Raw genomic sequence first — 18,404 nt, 5'->3', positions numbered from 1 at the left:
TGAAATACTGCCGACGGACGCTCCGGCGCAGGCCATGCTGGTGCTCCTTCAGTACCCGATGCACTGCACCAAGAATGGGCGAAGGCTATGCGCTCAGCATAAGTCTGCACAAGAACAGGCATGTTAGCGTGAACATTTGCCTTGCCATGTTTTGCATTCCTGGCTTACGATGTTTGGATAAGCAGCTAACATTGCATAACAGGCCAGGAGACCCATGCTCAATCCGCCCCAGCGCTCCAGCGTGGCGTTCAATCAGGTGCGCAGTCTGGTGCTCAAGCTGGTGCTCTCCCTGAGCGCAGCATCGGCGCTGCCGGCCGCCGCCGCCGAACTGCCCCGTATCGTCGAGCGCGATGGCCGCCATGCCTTGCTGGTCGACGGTGCGCCTTTCCTGGTCCTGGGCGGCCAGGCCCACAATTCCAGCAACTACCCGGCCGCGCTGCCCAGGGTCTGGGCTGCGATCCGGGATGCGCACGCGAATACGCTGGCGATTCCGGTGGCCTGGGAACAGATCGAGCCGCGCGAGGGGCGCTTCGACTTCAGCTGGGTCGACACCTTGATAAAGGAAGCGCGCGGCAACAGGGTGCGGCTGGTACTGCTGTGGTTCGGCACCTGGAAGAACACCGGTCCGGCCTATGCGCCGGCCTGGGTCAAGCTGGACAACCGGCGTTTTCCGCGCATGCTCGACCAGGACGGCAAGCCGAGCTATTGCCTGTCGCCGTTCGGCGAAGCGACGCTGGCCGCGGACAGGAAGGCTTTCGTGGCGCTGATGGCGCACCTGCGCAGGATCGACGCCGACAAGCGCACCGTGATCATGGTGCAGGTGGAGAACGAAGTCGGGACCTATCGCCTGGCGCGCGACCACGCGCCCCGGGCTGAAGCCGCGTTCGCGCAGCAGGTGCCGGCCGCGGTGCTGGCGCGCCAGGCGCCGCCGGCCGGGCGGCCCGCGCAGGGGAGCTGGCGCGCAGTCTATGGCGAGCACGCCGAGCAGTACTTCCACAGCTGGGCCATCGCCAGCTATATCGAAGAGATCGCGAAGGCCGGGCGCGCCGTCTACGACCTGCCGATGTTCGTCAACAATGCGCTGCGCGAGCCCGGCACGCCGCCGCAAGCCGCGGCGCCATGGAAAGGCGACTTCGCCAGCGGCGGTCCGACCTGGGATGTGCTCGGCATCTACAAGGCGGCCGCGCCGCACATCGACTTTGCCGGTCCGGACATCTACATGCCGGAATCCGCCAAGGTGAGCGCCAACCTCGCACGCTTCCAGCGGCCGGACAATGCGCTGATGGTGCCGGAGATGGGCAACGCGGCCGGCTATGCGCGCTACGTGTACCAGATCCTCGGCCGCGGTGCGCTGGGCGTGGCGCCGTTCGGCATCGACTACGCCGCCTACAGCAACTATCCGCTCGGTTCCAGATACACGGACCGCCGCATGGTCGAGCCCTTCGCCAGGGTGTATGCCGCCTTCGCGCCGATGCAGCGCCTGTGGGCGCGCTGGGGCTTCGAAGGCCGCACCCACGGCGTGGCCGAAGGCGACGACCGCGCGCCGCAGACCCTGGCACTGGACGGCTGGCAGGCCACCGTTTCGTTCCGCGAATTCCAGTTCGGCGAGCGCGCCTGGCTGAAGGACCAGAACGACTACCCGGACGGCAGCGCCGCGCCGAACGGCGGCGTCGCCATCGCCCAGACCGGGCCCAACGAATTCGTGCTGGTGGGCCAGCGCGCGCGCATCAAGCTGTCCGGCGCGGGCGCCAACGCCGGCAAGATGACGATGCTGGTCCGGGCCGAGGAAGGGCGCTTCGACGGCGCCGGCAAATGGATCATGGAGCGCAACTGGAACGGCGACCAGACCGACTACGGCCTGAACCTGCCGGCCGAGCCGACCGTGCTCAAGCTCACGATGGGAAGCGTCGAACAATAACCAGAACGGAGACAAGAGAAACATGCAGATCACGAGAATCGCCACCGCAGTCCTGCTGCTGTCCGCGGGCGCCCAGGCCCTGGCCGGCAGCTGGCAGAAAACCGCCACCGGTATCGAGGTGAAGCCGGATCGCGGCGCCGCCAGGCTGGTGCGCCTGAATCTGATGAGCGACAACATCGTCCAGGTGCTCAAGCTCGACACACCCGGCAAGACGCTCACGCCCTCGCTGATGACGGTGGCGGCACCCTGCGCCTGCAGCTTCGAAGTGAGCGATACGCGGCTGGGCAAGGACAGTGCGGTGCTGCTCAAGGCCGGCAAAATCTCGGCCGCGGCCTCGCTCAAGGATGGACGGGTGTCCTTCTTCGATGCCGCCGGCAAGCCGATCCTGGTGCAGGACGCCGAGAGCATGCAGCCGGTGAGGGTGGGCGGCAAACCCTATTTCGCGATCAAGTCAGGCTTCAACCACGGCACCAGGGATGCCTTTTACGGCCTGGGCCAGCATCAAAACGCCCAGATGAACTACAACGGCGAAGACGTGCTGCTGGCCCAGCACAACATGATCGCCTCGGTGCCTTTCGTGGTCTCGGACAAGAACTACGGCCTGCTGTGGGATAACAACGCCATCTCGCGCTTCGGCGACCCCAAGCCCTACGCCTGGATGTCGCGCGACCTGGTGCTGCGTGACGACAACGGTGCGAAGGGCGGCCTGACGGCGCGCTACTACAGCGGCGACAAGCTGCTGCTGACCCGCCGCGAAAAGGACATCGCCTACCAGTACCTGAAGGACGTGGCCGAAAACTGGCCCAAGGAGCTGCCGCCGCTGAAGGACATCAAGGATGCGAGGGTGGTCTGGGACGGCACGATGGAAAGCGCCAAGCCCGGCGTGCACAAGATGCAGCTGTACTCGTCCGACTACGCGACACTCAGCATCGACGGCAAGCAGGTGATGGACGTCTGGCGTCAGGGCTGGAACCCGTGGTACCACAACTTCGAGGTGCGCTTCGAGAAGAACAAGCCGGTCAAGCTGCGCCTGGAATGGAAGACCAGCGGCGGCATGGTGGCGATCACCCACAACGATCCGCTGCCGGCCGCGGAGCGCCATTCGCTGACCATGTCGTCGGAGATCGCCGAAGCGATCAACTACTACGTGATCAGCGCCGACAGCATGGACCGGGTCATCGCCGGCTACCGCAAGCTCACCGGCCAGCAGCCGATGATGCCGAAGTGGGCCTACGGCTTCTGCCAGTCGCGCCAGCGCTACGAGACCCAGCAGCAGCTGCTCGATACGGTGGCGGAATACCGCAAGCGCGGCTGGCCACTCGATAACATCGTGCAGGACTGGTTCTACTGGCCCGAGAACGGCTGGGGTTCGCACGACTTCGACAAGACCCGCTTCCCGGACCCGAAGGGCATGGTCGACGCCGTCCACAAGCAGCATGCGCGCATCATGATCTCCATCTGGGGCAAGTTCTACGCGAATACCGACAACTACAGGGAGCTGGCGTCCAAGGGTTATATGTGGACGAAGAATGTCGAGAACGGGGATCTCGACTGGGTCGGCCCGGGCTACAAGAACAGCCATTACGATCCCTACACCAGGGAAGCGCGCGAGATCTACTACCGCCAGATCAGGAAGCTGGTGGACCTCGGTTTCGACGCATGGTGGATGGACAACACCGAGCCCGACATCCTGTCGAACTCGCGTCCGGAAGACTTCAAGCAGCTGATCGGCCCCACCGTCTACGGCGCCGGCGAAGTGACCTTCAACCCCTACAGCCTGGTGCATTCGGGCGGCATGATCGAAGGCCTGCGCCGCGACCAGCCGGATACCCGCCAGTTCATCCTGTCGCGCTCGGGCTTCGCCGGCATCCAGCGCAATTCGGTGGCGGTGTGGAGCGGCGACACGGTCAGCCGCTGGAACAACCTGTACGACCAGATCGCCTCCGGCGTGAACATGTCGATGTCGGGCATCCCGAACTGGACCCACGATATCGGCGGTTATGCGCAGGAGACGCGTTTCCAGGTCGGCGACGTCGGCTCGGCCCAGGAAAACCGCAGTACCGGTGCCGGCAAGGTCAACCCGGAAGACCTGAAGGAATGGCGCGAGCTGAACCTGCGCTGGTTCCAGTTCGGCGCCTTCTCGCCGCTGTTCCGCTCGCACGGCGAAGTGGTCAAGCGCGAGATCTACAACCTGGCGGCAGGCGACGACGCGATGCGCGACGCCATGGTCTGGTACCTGAAGCTGCGCTACCGCCTGATGCCCTATACTTACACGATGGCGGCGGATACCTACTACAACGACGGCACCATGATGCGCGGCCTGGTGATGGACTTCCCGCACGACGACAAGGTCAAGGCGATCCGCGACCAGTACATGTTCGGCCCCAGCCTGATGGTGGCCCCGGTGACCAGCTATGGCGCGCGTTCGCGCCAGGTCTACCTGCCGGCGGGCGCCGACTGGATCGACTTCCACACCGGCACGCGCTATCGGGGCGGCGCCGCCATCGCGGTCGAGGCACCGCTGAACCGCATCCCGCTGTTCGTCAAGGCGGGGGGCGGTGCTGGCCACCGGGCCGGTCATGCAATATGTCGACGAGCAGCCGGACGCCCCGGTGCTGCTGCAGGTCTATGCCGGCGCAAACGGCGAAACCAGCCTGTACGAGGATGATGGCGTGACCAACGCCTATGCGCGCGGCGAATACAGCCGCATCCCGGTCCGTTATGACGAGCGCAGCGGGACGGTGACGATCGGCGAGCGGGTCGGCCGCTACAAGGGCATGCCGGAGCAGCGCGAGTTCCGCATCCGCGTCTTGCGCCCGGGCGCCGCCGCGGCCGCCGATCTCGACGCCTACGACAAGAGCGTGCGCTACGAGGGCACGCCCATCACCGTCAAATTATGAGCCCAGCACCCATGAAAAAACCAATCCGCACCCGGGCCAGCGCCCTCGCAATGATCCTCGCCGGCCTGCTGGCCGCCGGCCCGGCCCTGGCCGAGGTCGAGATCGCGCCCGACAACGGCAAGCTCCTGTACACCGGCCGTATCGACTTCTCCAGGCCGGCCGCGCCGGTGCTGTCCTGGCCCGGCACGCAGATCGCCGCCAACTTCACCGGCAGCTCGCTGGCGATCGAACTGGACGACCAGAACGGCCAGAATTACTTCAACGTCTTCATCGACGGCGAACAGAAAGCGCCGCTGGTGCTGCAGGCCGAGAAGGGCGTCAAGCGCTACCAGGTAGCCCAGGGCCTGGCGCCCGGCGCGCACAGCTTCCTGCTAACCAAGCGCACCGAAGGCGCGGAAGGGGCAACCGTGTTCCGCGGCCTGGCGCTGGCCGATGGCGGCGCGCTGCTGCCGCCGCCTTCGCGGCCGAAGCACCGGATCGAGTTCTTCGGCGACTCGATCACCAGCGGCGCGGGCAACGAGGCGCCCTTCAACGGCCGCGACGACCTCCCGGCCGACAAGAACAGCTACATGGCCTATGCCCAGATCGCGGCGCGCCAGCTCGGCGCCGAAGCGCATGTGACCTCGCAGGGCGGCATCGGCGTGATGATCAGCTGGTTCCCGTTCACGATGCCGGACTTTTACGACCAGCTCAGCGCGGTCGGCGACAACGACAGCCGCTGGGACTTTTCGCGCTGGACACCGGAGGTGGTGGTCATCAACCTGATGCAGAACGACAGCTGGCTGATCGGCCGCGACCACAAGCTGCAGCCGGAGCCGGACGAGAATGCGCGCATCGAGGCTTACCGGACCTTCGTGCGGCGCATCCGCCAGCTGTATCCGAAAGCCTACATCGTGTGCGCGCTGGGCAGCATGGATGCGACCCGGCCGGGATCGCCGTGGCCGGGTTATGTGATGGCGGCGGTCGAGCGCATGCGCAAGGACGACGGCGACAAGCGCATCGACACCCTGTTCTTCGAGTTCACCGGCTATGGACAGCACCCGCGCGTGCGCCAGCACCAGGAGAACGCGGCGAAGCTGGCGGCTTTTATTCGCGCACGCATGGGCTGGTAGGCGGGGCTGTCCTTAGACTGTCCTTCAGGCCGCCCGCGGCGCCGCCTGCGCGGCGGCGGCTTGCGCAGCGGCGGCCTGGGCGGCCACGTAGGCGCGGTGCGAGGGCATCCGCGCCACCGCCTGCGCGATCATGTCGCGCAGTTCCGCAAAGTGGCCATGCACCACGCGGATGTCGACGCGGTCGGCCAGCGGGTCGTAGCGCTTCGGCACCACGCCCAGGCCCATCATCATCGCCACGAAGGAGGGCTCGGCAAAGCCGCCGCGGTCGATGATCGCCACGCGGCCGGTCTCGCGGAACAGCTCGATCTGGTGCCGCAGCGAGTCCGGGATCGCCATGTTCCTGCAATAGCGCCAGAATTCGGAGTCGTCGCGCGCGGTCAGCTTGTAGTGGAGGATGATGAAGTCGCGCACCGATTCGTAGCGCATCCCCATGATGCGGTTGAATTCGTCGGCCAGCGCCGGGCTGCAGTCGCGGTCCGGGAACAGTTCGAGCAGCTTGCCGACCGCGGTTTCGATCAGGTTGATGCTGGTCGATTCGAGCGGCTCGACGAAGCCGGCCGACAGGCCGATCGCGACCACGTTCTTGACCCAGGACTTGCGCCGGCGCCCGGTGACGAAGCGCAGCTGGCGCGGCTCGTCGAGGGCTTCGCCGTCGAGGGCATCGAGCAGGACCTGGCGCGCCTTGTCGTCGGTGGTGAAGGCATTGCTGTACACGTGGCCGTTGCCGGTCCGGTGCTGCAGCGGGATGCGCCAGAGCCAGCCCGCCTCCCTGGCCGTGGAGCGGGTGAAGGGCGTCAGTTCCGGCACGCCGGCGCAGGGCACGGCCTGGGCGCTGTTGCAGGGCAGGTAGTCGCTCCAGTCTTCGTAGCCGGCCTGCAGGGCGCCTTCGATCAGCAGGCCGCGAAAGCCCGAGCAGTCGACGAACAGATCGCCTTCGATGCGGCGGCCGTCGCGCAGCTTCACTGCGGTGACGAAGCCGCTCTCCGGATGCCGTTCGACGTCGACGATCATGCCTTCGATGCGCTGGGCGCCGTGCCGCAGCGCGTAGTCGCGCAGGTAATTGGCGTACAGGCCGGCGTCGAAATGGAAACCGTAGGAATAGGCATCGGTCATGCCCGGCGTTTCTTCGTTCGGCGGCACGAATTTGCCGTGGCGCGCCATCACCGAGGGCATCGACCAGTTCTCCATGGCCGGCATGCCGGTGAATTCCTGGGCCAGCCGCAGCCAGTGCATGTGCGCCGCGCTGCCGGCCAGCGGCGGGCCGAAATCGCCGAAGGCGTGGAAGAAGCGGTTGCCGACATGGCCCCAGTCCTTGAACTCGATGCCGAGCTTGAAGCTGGCCTGGGTCTTTTTGACGAAGTCGGCGCCGTCCAGGCCGAGCGCGTTGTTATAGAAGCGGATCGTCGGCAGCGTCGCCTCGCCGACGCCGATGGTGCCGATCTCGGGCGACTCCACCAGGATCACGTCGCAGGCCTGGGTCGGATGGCGCGCCAGGCGCTGGGCCAGCGGCGCGGCGGTCATCCAACCCGCGGTGCCGCCGCCCACGATCACGATCCTGCGGATGCTCTTGTCCATCATTTGTCTCCGTCCTTTGTTCTGGTCTGTCCTTACAGCCAGTGTATTGCAGGCGGACGGGGCTGGGCAACAAAAATGTTTGCGCCCAACATTCGATGATTTGCGTCAGCGCGACAGCGACTGCAGCGCCGCCGCCACATACACCAGCGGCGCGTTCCAGTTGATCGCGACCTCGTTGCTGGCGTAGCTGCAGACGTCGTCGAGCCAGGACAGGGCCGGCAGTGCCGACGGGTAGGCGCCGGCGCGGCAGCCGGCACGGTCCTGCTGGCCCGGATTCGGGCCGCCGACCAGCCAGCCCGGCACCGGCGCCGCCACGCCATCGGCCTCGGACGGGCGGTGGTGCGGATGCAGCGGCGAAACCGCGCCGAAGCCGGTGACGAAGGAGGCGCCGGGACCGTTGCGGCCGAGGACGTAGTCGAGCGCCGACTGCGCCGCGTTCAGGTAGTCCGGACGCGGCTCGATGCGGTAGGCGACTGCCAGCATCATGGCCTGGTTCAGGACCGCGGAGTTGCTGCCCCAGACGAAGTCCTCGCGCACCATGCCGACACGGTAGGGCGACGCCTTCCAGCGCGCGGCCAGGCGGTCCGCCAGCGCCAGCAGGCGCTTGCGCGCCGCGCCGGTATCGACGTCCTGCGGCAGGGCGCCGGTCCGGTTGAGCGACTGCTGGGCCAGCGAGATCCAGCCCAGCATGCCGACGTCGGCCCAGCCGGGGGCGGTCTGCGCCGGCGCGGCTTTGGCACCGTTCGCCGCCAGGGCGCGTGCGCGGTAGGCGTCCTTGCCGGTGGCGATCAGGAGTTCGGTGGCGGCCCAGGCGAATTCGTCGGAAACCGTCTTGTCGCCGTAGGCGCCGGTCAGGATGTCGGCCGGCTGCTCGTATAACACCTTCGGATGCGCCTCGGCCCAGCGCCAGGCCGCTTCGGCCGCCGCCAGGTAGCGCGCCGAACGGCCCGGTTGCTGGCTGTCGAAAGGCGCCAGGATGCGGCTGGCGGCGGCCATCGTCGCCGCGAAGTCGAGCGTGGCCGCGGTGGTCTTCTGCACCACGTAGCGTGGCGTCGTCGCCTTGTCGGGCATGACGAAGGGATCGAAGACCTTGTTGGTCAGCTTGTGATAGACCCCGCCGTCCGCCGGGTCCTGCATGCTGGCCATCCACTCCAGGTTCCACAGCGCCTCGTTGAGGATGTCGGGCAGGCCGTTGCCGAATTCGGGCAGGTTCAGCGCGAGCCTGTCGAACCAGGCCGGGAAGTGTTCGTAGGCGGCCAGCAGGGTATAGGTGCTGATGCCGGAATTGACGATGTACTTGTTGTAGTCGCCGGCGTCGTACCAGCCCTTTGGACTGGCGATGACGGTGCCGGCGGGACGGCCCGGCGAGGCGGCGGACGGATGGACGATCACCTCCGTATCCGGATGGCCGAGCGGGCGCGCCCAGGCACCGGCCACCGCGGGCGTCAGCTCGATGCCGGCGCGGTTCAGGGTAAAGCTGCGGATCGCGGCGGTGTCGAGCGCACGGTAGACGTCGAGGCTGACGTTGAAGAGCGCGGAGTCAGGCAGGCCGGCAACGCGGATGCGATAGCTGCCCGGCGTGCGCACGGCCGAGAAATCGGCCAGGCGGACGCGTTCGCCGGACAGGTTCCAGCTGGCCGCCGGCGCCAGGCTGCCGTCGAATACCGGCTTGCCGCTGGCGGCGTCGATCACGCTGAAGCGCGCCGGCGCCGTAGCCGGCATCATCGTAGGCACCGGCGCGGGCACCACCGCCAGCTTCTGCGCGGCCGGCAGGAAGCCGACCTGGTTGAGCTTGATGGCGAGCGGCGCGGCGCCTGCGCCGCCCGCCAGCAGGGAGCAGGCGGCGAGCAGGGCAAGCCGTGAGGTGTACGCAGGGTGGGGCATGCTGTCTCCTGATGATGTTGGGATAATGAAATCGATTTCATGTTACAGTGCAAGATGAAGCCAAGTCAACGCATATGCATGGAGTGCAGCCCCTTGAACCGACGTATCCTCAACTCTTTACTCGCACTCGCTGCGGGCGCCTTTGGCAGCGCCAGCGCCGCTTCCAGTGCCACCTCTGAACACATTGCGGCGCAGGGTTTCGAGCTCGCCGTCACGGTGGACGACCTCAGCGTCCACGGTTCGCTGCCGCAGGGGAGCAGCTGGCGCGCCATCGGCCAGTCGTATATCGCCACCCTGAAGGCGCACGGCGTGCCCCAGGCCTGGGGCTTCGTGAACGCCAAACGCATCGCCGAGCAGCCCGCCAGCGAAGCGGTGCTCGACGACTGGCGCCGGGCCGGCTACCCGCTCGGCAACCACACCTATAGCCACCTCGCCCTCAGCCAGGCGCCCTCGCTGCCGGCCTGGATCGACGATGCCAGGGCCGGCGAGCCGCCGATCGCCGCGCGCATGGCGGGCATGGATTGGCGGATGCTGCGCTTTCCCTTCCTCGACGGCGGCGCGGAGCGCGCGCGCCACGACGGCGCCGCCGCCTGGCTGAAGGCTCAGGGTTATCGCATCGCCGACGTCAGCATCAGCTTCGACGACTGGGCCTACACCGAGACCTACGCACGCTGCCTGGCGAAGGGCGACGGGGCGGCGATTGCGGGAATGAAGGCCAGCTACCTGCAGCGCGTGGATGCGGCGATCGCGCGCACGCGGGCGCTCTCGCAGCGCGTCTACGGGCGCATGGTGCCGCAGGTGCTGCTGACCCACCTGGGTGCGTGGAGCGCGGCGACCCTGCCCGATGTACTGGCCAGGCTGGACGCGGCCGGCGCGCGCTACGTGACGCTGGAACAGGCCCAGGCGGACGCCGCCTACCGCGAGCCCAGCCCGCGCGCCGGTACCGGCATGCTGATGGAGCGCCGGGCGCAGGACCTGGGCATCGATCTCGGCGGCGTGCCGACGGTGCCGCCGGCCGGCGACCTGGACGCGCTCTGCCGCTGAGGCGCTTCAGCGTCCGGGCTGGTCGGGTGCGTCGCCGGCCAGCAGCGCCGCCAGCCGCCGGCGGAAGGCGACGATCGCCCGGTCGGCCTCGATGAAGCGGTCGTCGGCGGCATCCAGGCTGTTGGCCGGCGTCTGGGTGACGACCACGCGCCGGTCCTGAGCGAGGATGTGGCGGTTGCTCCAGCCCAGCGCCAGTTCGAACAGCTGGGCCACGACCGGCAGCCGGACCCGGTGGTAGAAGCGCAGATAGTAGCGCGTGTGCTTGTCGTCGATGGGCACGAAGGCCACCACGTTCCTGATCGACGGTGCGATGTGCAGGATCCAGGTGCCCGGAAACAGGAAGCGGATGCGCGGCGGCTGGCCCTGTGCCGCTTCGCGCAGCGCGGCCTGGCTGCGTTTGGGCTGGCCGGTGTCGCGCGCATTGCTGCTCCATATGCGGATGCCGTGGTCGTCGGCTTCGACCCAGGGGCCGTCGACGAAGCTGCGGCCGGCCTGTCCCATTGCCGCGCCGTGCACGAAGGCGAGGTGGGCGACGTCGAGCTGGTTCTCGATGGCGCGCGTGTAGTGCACCGGCCAGTCGACGATATCGGTGCGGCAGCGCCAGCCCTCCTCAAGCAGCTCCGGAAAGTAGGGCAGCTCGGGATAGCTGTCGCGCGCCTGGCCGTGCCACAGCCAGATGAAACCGTAGGCTTCGCGCAGCACGAAGCTGGTCAAGGCCATGCCTTTCGGGATCTTGCCGGCGCAGCCATTGGCGGGAATGTGCCGGCAGGCGCCGCCGCCGTCGAAGGCAAAGCCGTGGAAGGGGCAGACCAGGCGGCCGTCTTCGACCTTGCCCGCGCTCAGCGCCGCGCCCAGGTGGGGACAGCGGTCTTCGTGGGCGTGCGCCACATTCCCGGCATCGCGCCAGAACACCATGCGGCGGCCAAAGCGCTCGGCGCCGACCGGCTTGCGCCGCAGTTCGGCGCTGGACAGGACGACATACCAGTGGTTTTCCGGCAGATGCATGGGCGTATCGCGAGTGGAAAATCGTATTATCGCCGAGCATGCCGCGGCCTGCTGCGTCCGGGGCAGCGTGCACCTGCGTGCTTGAGCATGGCGCCGAGAAATGCCCTGAAAAAATCTTCTTGATCTGGCTCGTGTTTTGGCGATGTCGCCCGCCGCTTCCTGCTCGGGCTCTAGCCGGGTCCAGCCGCGAACGCTTAGCGTGGATGGACCCAACCGCTAGCAGCATCGTCAGGAGATTGCCATGTCAAAACGCAAGAATTTAGTTGCTTGGGCACTAGGAATTGCCGTCAGCGGCGCCGCCTCGGCCGGACCGGCGGCGCCGACCGCCACCCCAGCCTGGTCCGAGCAGGGGCCCGGCCCGACCCTGAACGGCCAGACCGAGGGCTTGCCCGGGAATCCGGTCGCCGGTGCCGTGAATGCCATCGCGGTCGACCTGGCGCATCCGGGCACGGTCTACCTCAGCACCGTCAACGGCGGCGTCTGGAAGACCACGAACGCGAATACCACCGCGCCCAACTGGAAGCCCTTGACCGACCTGCAGCTGCCGGCGCTGTCGATCAGTTCGATTGCGATCAGCCCACTCGATCCGAAGACCATCTTCGCCGGCACCGGCAGCACCAGCTCCGACGCCTTCGAGGGCAGTCCGGGCTTCGGCGTGATCCGCAGCACGGACGGCGGCGCGACCTGGTCGATTCTGGCCGGCGCCACCTTCGCCGGACGCCGCATCGTCAGCATCGCGCCGCTGGCGCGCACCGGCGGGGGACTGGCCGGGCAGGTGGTGCTGGCCGCGACCCTGTTCGATGGCGGCGGCGTGTACCGCAGCACGAACGGCGGCAACAGCTTCGTGCGGGTGTCGGGGACGGGCGGCTTGCCGAGCGCCGGCGTCAGCAGCCTGGCGCCCGACCGGACCAACAGCAGCCGGGTCTACGCCGCGGTGCCGGCCTCGTACGCGGGCGGGGCGCCGGCCGGCGTGTTCCGCAGCGACGATGGCGGCCAGACCTGGGTCCGTGCCGACACCGGCCTGACCGGCCTGGGCAGCTCGCTGCGCGTGCTCCTGAGCGTCGGCCGCCATACCGGCGTCGTCTACGCGATGGTCATCGACAGCAACGGCGCCGCCTCGGGCGTGTTCCGCTCGGCCAACGGCGGCGCCAGCTGGACCGCGCTCGGTGTGCCCGCGCCGACCATCCATCCGGGCGGGCAGGGCATCATCCACGGCGCCATCGAAGCCGATCCCAGCGATCCGAACGTGGTCTACGTCAGCGGCGACCGCCAGGACTTTCCCTTCCCGAACACGAACGGCTGCAACGACTTCAGCGCCAACGTCTTCCGCGGCGACGCCTCGCTGGCCTCGCCCTGGCAGCTGGCGGTCTGCAACGGCGCCCAGGGCACCTCGCCGCACGCCGATTCGCGCGACATGGAATTCGACGCCAACGGCAACCTGCTGCAGGCCAACGACGGCGGCTTCTACCGGCTCGACAACCCCAACCTGAGCAGCCGGCGCTGGGTCTCGGCGAACGGCGACCTGCGCCCGGCAGAGATGCATTCGGCGGTGTTCGACGCCATCACGCGCACGGCCTTCGGGGGCACCCAGGACACCGGTACGCCGATGCAGAACAGCCCCGGCAGCCGGACCTGGACCGACTTCCTGACCGGCGACGGCGGCGTGGTCGAGGTCGACGAGCTCACCGGCGGCGGCGCCTACTCGGTGCGCTACACCAGTTTCGAGGACCTGGAGTTCTTCAACCGTTCGACCTGGAGCCCGTCCAACACCCTGATCAGCGGGCCCACCGAACTGGGGCTGCAGATCGTCGCCGGGCCGGGCGCAGGCCAGGACCTGCACAGCTACGATCCGAATATCCAGTTCTACAATCCGTATGTGCTGAACCGGATCGATCCGCGCCGCATGCTGATCGGCACCGCCAACATCTACGAATCGCGCGACCAGGGCGATACGCTGGTCGATCTCTACGCCACCGGGAAATTCATCAGCTCGCTGGCCTATGGTGGGCGGCTGAACGGCCAGCCGGCGCCGGACGTGTTCTATGTCGGCACCGCGGGCGCCGGCCAGCCGCTGCTGCTGCACCGCGGCGCCGGGACGCGCGCGGTCCAGACCCTCGGCGCCTACCCGGGCGGCGGCGTGGGCGACCTGGCGATGGACCCGCAGGACTACCGGCGCGTCTACGTGGTCGACGAACAGAGCCGGGTCTGGGCTTCGTTCGACGAGGGCCTGAGCTGGCGCAACCTGACCGGCAACCTGCCGACCCTGCTGGGCCAGGCGCGCACCATCGAGCTGGCGCGGCCTGCCGGCGGTGCGCAAAGCGTGCTGCTGGTGGGTGGCCTGGGCGGGGTGTTCCAGCTGCGCGAGCCGGGTACGGGCGCTGCCGCCTGGAGCCGCCTCGGCAGCAATCTGCCGCACGGGCTGGTGCTCGACCTGCGCTACAACGAGCGGGCCAGGGTGCTGATCGCCGGCATTCTCGGACGCGGCGCCTGGACCCTGAACGGCTGGTCCGGCGGCGCCACGACGGCCAGCTGGCAGAGCGCCGCGGCGGCCACGGCCGGCGGGGCGGCGGCCACCGGGACGACCACAGCGCTGGCGCTGCCTGGCATCGTGCGCAAGGCGGCGCCGCGTTCGCGTGCGGCGGCCGGGCCGGCTGCGGTGCCGGTACGCTGATCCTGAGACGGCGCGCGATCCCGAGCGGCTGCGCGCGGCATGGCGTGTCCTTTCTGGCTCAGTCAGCCGGCAACGGCGCCGGCCCCGGCGCAGCAAGCACCGTGCGCCGGATCCGCTGCCAGTTGACCAGGAAGGCATCGACTTCGGCGGCCTCGCTCTCGCGGCGCTGCAGCATGCCGGCCATGGCGCGCGTGGTGCCGCCGTTCAGGAACCAGCTCAGCGGCGGCTGGCGGCCCTCCGCGGTCCAGGGATAGCGCAGCTCGATCACGCGGCCGCCGCCGCAGCCGCCCAGCAGGCGCGTGGTCTCTTCCTCGGCGGCCTGGGCGCGCGCGTTGCGGGTCTGGTAGAGGGCGAAGAAGGGCAGCGACAGCTCAGGCACCGGCGGCACGGCCCGGTCGCCGGGCCGCCGGGGCGGCTGCCAGGGCATGCGCAGCCCGACCGACAGCGGCCGCGGCGCCGGGCCGGCCACGGCATCGATCATCTGCGCGCGGGTCGGGCAGATCCATTGCGACTGCGAAGCCGGTTCGTTCTCGATCACCAGCACCACCAGCTGTTCCGGCTTGACGACGCCGAGCTTGAGGATCTCCGAGATCATCGCATTCAGGGTGGCGGCGCCCGAGTTCTCGAAGTAGCCGCCGTCGACCAGGTAGTTCCAGGCCTGGCCGTCGGTGCGCCGCACCAGCGCGGCCGGGCTGATGTAGGGGAAGCGCGCGCTGTTGTGGACCGCCTGCGCCAGGGTCAGGCGCGAGGTGTCCAGCGCCGGCTCGCCGGGCCCGGCGGCGAACAGGTCGTAGGCCTGGGGCGGCACGAAGGCCAGGCTGGACTGGACCACGCGCCGGCCCTCGCTGGCCGAGGTGGCGTTCAGCAGCAGGCGCGGCAGTGCCGCACTTTGCGGACCGGGTGCCAGCAGCGGGCGCGCGAACCAGTCGCGCGCCGGCGAATCCGGGAAGCGCTGCGCCCAGTCGCGCTGCCAGGCGCCTTCCAGGGCCAGCGAACGGTCGCAGCGCGGGCAGGGAATGGGCGAGAAGCGCGCCAGCAGGTCCGGGTAGAGCAGGTAGCCGACCAGCGGCGCCAGGTAATCCTGGCCAAGAAAGGCCGCCACCTGGTTCGCGGTGGCGCCGTAGTCGGCGCCGCCCACCGCCAGCGAGCCGGCAAAGGCGGCCAGGCCCAGGCTGCCGCCGGACACCCCGCTCATCGCATAGATGTTGGGGGCGAAGCGCCTGCCCTGGCTGCGCGCCTGGCGTTCGAGTTCGAGCAGCAGGGTGCCGGACCAGAACGCCGCGCGCGAGGCGCCGCCGGCCGCCGCCACCAGGTAGACCGGTTCAGCGCCGTGCGCGCCGCGCGCGGCCTGCCAGGCGCGGAAATCCTCGGCCAGGCCCGGGCGCCGCAGGTGCAGCGGCGGCCCGCCGTTCTGCGCGACCAGGTGGTTCTCGTTCGAGATCGAGGCCAGCAGGACTGCGAACAGCGGCAGCAGGGCCAGCGACGGCCAGCCGGCGCTTTTCGGCAGGTAGACCAGCACGATGCTGCCGAACACGGTCCAGGAACCGAAGGCGAACAGCAGCAGCGCCGGCGCCCCCAGCGCCCGCGCCGCCGCTTCCTGGCCGAAGCAGACCGCCGCCAGCACCAGCGCCGACACGCCGAACATCAACAGCACCGCCACTACGCTGACGCGCGGCGTGCGCCGCGTGCGGGCCCAGGGCTGGCTGGCCAGCGCCTGGCGCCGCAGCCAGCGGTTCAGCAGGCGTCGGCGCAGCACCACCAGCAGCACGAAGCCGCCGGTGTAGAGTGCCGGGGCCAGCCAGGCGCCGGGCGGCGCGCCCGGCAGCGCGAACCAGACCGTGATCGGCACGCAGGACAGCAGGCCCAGCGCGCGCGGCAGCCAGGTATTCACGGCGGCGGCGAAGCGATGGTGCTCGCAGCGGCCGATATTGTCGACCGCGAAGCGCTTGGCCACCAGCAGGCGCGCGCAATACCAGGCGGTCAGCGACCAGTAGGCCAGCGCTGCGATGAAGATCCAGTAGCCCGGGTTGGCCCACAGGCTTTCGCGGGTCTCGGCAAAGTTGCGGAAGGCGCCCAGCGCTTCGCGCGCCTGCGGAACCCCGAGCAGGATGACATTGCCGGCGGCAACCGTCAGCACCGGGTAAAAGTTCAGCAGCAGGGTGCGGCGCAGGAAGGTGAAGCGCGTGATCTGGCCGGCATGCGATGGGGCGCGCCGCTGCCTGGCTGTCTGCGGCGAGTCCGGCGGCGGTTCGTGTGCCGCGCCGCGCTCGTCGATCTCGGTTGGTTCCGGCATCGCCTTCTCCCTTTCGTCACCCCTTCGCCATGATCATAAGGGCAAGCTTGGTGCCGTGGAGCAGCTCGGAAGCGGATTGTTGGCCGCGGATCAAGACGCCGCGGTGCAATTGATGTCAGGCGGAAAGGCGGGCCCGTGCCGGCGGCGCGGCCTGCTCGGGCGAGACCAGGGTCAGGGCTTCCTCGAAGGAGCGCAGCACCATGTCGACCTGCTTTTCCACCAGCGAGGCGCTCGGCACCGGCTCGGTCAGCGGCAGGCGGATCGTTACCAGCATCGCTTCCGGCAGGCCGGCGCGCAGGTTGGCGACCGCCGTCAGCCACTGGTCCAGCATCGCCTCGGTCGGATAATTGATGAACACGGTCGACACCATGTCGGCCTTGTCCGGCCCCGGGTTCTCGGCCTCGCCGATGATCGAGAAGCTGCGCGCGTCGACCTCGTCTTCGCGCAGGGCGCGCACCAGCAGTTCGCTGAGCAGGTCGTCGCGCATCGACGCCAGGCCCACGCACAGCACCACCGAATGCGCCGGGACGTCGAGCGCGCCCTGCCAGCGCCCCAGGCGCGCTTCGCGCATCTGGCGCAGGTGGGCGCCGATGTTGGCGTCGAGCAGGGACATGTCGCGCCGGCGCCGCAGCTTGGGCGCACCGCCGGATTCCGGGGTCAGGGTCGCGGCGACGTCGGCGATCGCGCTGCGGATCCGGTCTTCCTGCGGCTTTTCGATCTTGCCCGAGCGGGCGTCGCTGGTGACCAGCACGATACCCGGCAGCAGGATGTGGTCGCAGTAGCGGGCGAAGCTGGAGCGCTCCAGGAAGGCCTGGGCGTCGTGGATGATGGCGGCGATGTCGCCGGCCAGGATGCGTTGGTAGAAACGCTGGGCGCCGGACACGGCCGGGGCATCGCCGAGCAGGATGGTCACCGGCTCCAGCGTGCGCACATGGCGGCCGGCCACCACCAGGCACAGGGTCAGCGGGGTCGACAGCAGCAGGCCGACCGGGCCCCACATCGCGCCCCAGAACAGCGCCGAGATGATCACCGCCAGCGGCGACAGGCCGGAACTGTGGCCATACACCTTCGGTTCGACGACGTTCGCAACCAGCAGTTCCAGCGCGACGAACAGCACCATGCAGGACAGCGCCAGGCTCCAGCCCGGGTCGATGGCGGCGACGAACAGCGCGATCACGGCGCCGGCCGCCATGATGCCGAGGTAGGGCACGAAGCGCAGCAGGCCGCTGAGCGCGCCCCACAGCGCCGCGTGCGGCACGTCGGCCGCCCACAGCACCACGGCGATCAGGGCACCGAAGGTGACGTTGACGATGAATTGCGAGAAGAAGAAGCGCGATACGCCCTGGGCGGCATCGGCCAGCGCCTGGATCGTGCGGCTGACCTCGGTCTGGCCGCCGAGCCGGATCAGTCGGTCGCGCAGGGATTCGTGCTCCAGCGACATGAAGACCAGCAGCACCAGCACCAGGCCGGCCTCGCCGATCGGACCCCAGGCCAGCGAGAACAGACGGGTCAGGGCGCCGGCGGTGGTCAGGCGCGGTGCCCGGATCTCGACCGGAATCGGCTGGGTCGGGCTGATGGTGATCGTGGTCATGCCGCGCTTGCCGGTGGCGGGCACGCTGCCGCTGGGCGCCACCGCGCTCAGTTCGGCCTCGAGGCGCTCGAAGGGGCGTTCGGCAAGTTCGCGCACGGCGGCGACCTTGGTGCGCATCGCCGCCCGGTACTTCGGCAGGTCGCGGGTCACGGCCACCAGCTGGAAGGCAAGGACGATGCCGATCCCGACCACGCAGGTGGTCGCCACCAGCACCGACAGGATGGTGGCGGGCATCTGCTGCAGGCCGGCGCGGCGCATGCTGCGGATCAAGGGCGCGATCACCAGGCTCAGGATGGACGCGAGGGCGATCGGCTCGAGGACGTCGCGGCCGAAATAGAGCAGACCCAGCCCGCAGGTGACGGTGACCAGCGAGCCGGCATTCAGGTGCTTGAACAGGGAAAGATCGCGCAT

General features: G+C 68.9%; 11 protein-coding genes. 6 read left to right on the top strand and 5 right to left on the bottom strand.

Annotation, left to right across the window (positions count from 1 at the left end):
* The first annotated feature begins 214 nt into the window (after positions 1-214).
* The 4 genes from NX782_RS10565 to NX782_RS10550 are packed head-to-tail and all read left to right on the top strand — an operon-like array spanning position 215 to position 5,930.
* Positions 215-1,918, top strand: a complete 1,704-nt coding sequence (locus NX782_RS10565; protein WP_258845407.1) for a DUF5597 domain-containing protein — start codon at positions 215-217, stop codon at positions 1,916-1,918.
* Positions 1,919-1,940: 22 nt separating this feature from the next.
* Complete coding sequence (locus NX782_RS10560; RefSeq protein WP_258845406.1) at positions 1,941-4,586, top strand: TIM-barrel domain-containing protein; 2,646 nt, start codon at positions 1,941-1,943, stop codon at positions 4,584-4,586.
* On the top strand, positions 4,498-4,818 hold the full coding sequence (locus NX782_RS10555; protein ID WP_258845405.1) for a DUF5110 domain-containing protein: 321 nt from the start codon (positions 4,498-4,500) through the stop codon (positions 4,816-4,818). The genes NX782_RS10560 and NX782_RS10555 overlap by 89 nt, the downstream gene beginning before the upstream one ends.
* Positions 4,819-4,829: 11 nt before the next feature.
* Positions 4,830-5,930, top strand: coding sequence for an SGNH/GDSL hydrolase family protein (locus tag NX782_RS10550; protein ID WP_258845404.1), 1,101 nt, complete (start codon positions 4,830-4,832; stop codon positions 5,928-5,930).
* Between the two features lie 24 nt (positions 5,931-5,954).
* On the opposite strand, the gene NX782_RS10545 is transcribed toward NX782_RS10550, so the two are convergent.
* Both NX782_RS10545 and NX782_RS10540 read right to left on the bottom strand, forming a co-directional pair.
* Positions 5,955-7,508 carry a tryptophan halogenase family protein gene (locus NX782_RS10545; RefSeq protein WP_258845403.1) on the bottom strand — a complete coding sequence of 518 codons (1,554 nt, stop codon included), beginning with the start codon at positions 7,506-7,508 and terminating at the stop codon, positions 5,955-5,957.
* A gap of 102 nt (positions 7,509-7,610) precedes the next feature.
* A complete protein-coding gene (locus NX782_RS10540; protein ID WP_258845402.1) occupies positions 7,611-9,389 on the bottom strand; it encodes a glycoside hydrolase family 9 protein in 1,779 nt (592 codons plus the stop codon).
* A gap of 93 nt (positions 9,390-9,482) precedes the next feature.
* On the opposite strand from NX782_RS10540, the gene NX782_RS10535 reads away from it, so the two are divergent.
* Positions 9,483-10,433 (top strand): polysaccharide deacetylase family protein, encoded by a 951-nt coding sequence (locus NX782_RS10535; RefSeq protein ID WP_258845401.1) that lies wholly within the window; start codon positions 9,483-9,485, stop codon positions 10,431-10,433.
* 6 nt (positions 10,434-10,439) lie between these two features.
* Here NX782_RS10535 and NX782_RS10530 read toward each other — a convergent pair whose 3' ends face one another.
* Positions 10,440-11,438, bottom strand: a complete 999-nt coding sequence (locus NX782_RS10530) for a Rieske 2Fe-2S domain-containing protein (protein WP_258845400.1) — start codon at positions 11,436-11,438, stop codon at positions 10,440-10,442.
* 241 nt (positions 11,439-11,679) lie between these two features.
* On the opposite strand from NX782_RS10530, the gene NX782_RS10525 reads away from it, so the two are divergent.
* On the top strand, positions 11,680-14,109 hold the full coding sequence (locus tag NX782_RS10525) for a WD40/YVTN/BNR-like repeat-containing protein (RefSeq protein WP_258845399.1): 2,430 nt from the start codon (positions 11,680-11,682) through the stop codon (positions 14,107-14,109).
* A 58-nt stretch (positions 14,110-14,167) separates the two neighbouring features.
* Here NX782_RS10525 and NX782_RS10520 read toward each other — a convergent pair whose 3' ends face one another.
* Together NX782_RS10520 and NX782_RS10515 are read right to left on the bottom strand one after the other, a co-directional pair.
* A complete protein-coding gene (locus tag NX782_RS10520; protein ID WP_258845398.1) occupies positions 14,168-16,402 on the bottom strand; it encodes a hypothetical protein in 2,235 nt (744 codons plus the stop codon).
* Between the two features lie 115 nt (positions 16,403-16,517).
* Positions 16,518-18,404 (bottom strand): AI-2E family transporter, encoded by a 1,887-nt coding sequence (locus tag NX782_RS10515; RefSeq protein ID WP_258845397.1) that lies wholly within the window; start codon positions 18,402-18,404, stop codon positions 16,518-16,520.

This window comes from Massilia norwichensis, assembly GCF_024753245.1.
Lineage (GTDB): Bacteria > Pseudomonadota > Gammaproteobacteria > Burkholderiales > Burkholderiaceae_D > Telluria > Telluria norwichensis.
Note: the sequence above shows the minus strand (reverse complement) of the source record. Positions and strands in the feature narration are given on the sequence as shown.

What these genes read in the sequence shown, in the direction of transcription:
- NX782_RS10515 (WP_258845397.1), bottom strand. Translation starts at nt 18,404, where the DNA reads ATGCGCGATCTTTCCCTGTTCAAGCACCTGAATGCCGGCTCGCTGGTC.
- NX782_RS10530 (WP_258845400.1), bottom strand. Translation starts at nt 11,438, where the DNA reads ATGCATCTGCCGGAAAACCACTGGTATGTCGTCCTGTCCAGCGCCGAA.
- NX782_RS10560 (WP_258845406.1), top strand. Translation starts at nt 1,941, where the DNA reads ATGCAGATCACGAGAATCGCCACCGCAGTCCTGCTGCTGTCCGCGGGC.
- NX782_RS10545 (WP_258845403.1), bottom strand. Translation starts at nt 7,508, where the DNA reads ATGATGGACAAGAGCATCCGCAGGATCGTGATCGTGGGCGGCGGCACC.
- NX782_RS10525 (WP_258845399.1), top strand. Translation starts at nt 11,680, where the DNA reads ATGTCAAAACGCAAGAATTTAGTTGCTTGGGCACTAGGAATTGCCGTC.
- NX782_RS10520 (WP_258845398.1), bottom strand. Translation starts at nt 16,402, where the DNA reads ATGCCGGAACCAACCGAGATCGACGAGCGCGGCGCGGCACACGAACCG.
- NX782_RS10565 (WP_258845407.1), top strand. Translation starts at nt 215, where the DNA reads ATGCTCAATCCGCCCCAGCGCTCCAGCGTGGCGTTCAATCAGGTGCGC.
- NX782_RS10540 (WP_258845402.1), bottom strand. Translation starts at nt 9,389, where the DNA reads ATGCCCCACCCTGCGTACACCTCACGGCTTGCCCTGCTCGCCGCCTGC.
- NX782_RS10555 (WP_258845405.1), top strand. Translation starts at nt 4,498, where the DNA reads ATGCAATATGTCGACGAGCAGCCGGACGCCCCGGTGCTGCTGCAGGTC.
- NX782_RS10550 (WP_258845404.1), top strand. Translation starts at nt 4,830, where the DNA reads ATGAAAAAACCAATCCGCACCCGGGCCAGCGCCCTCGCAATGATCCTC.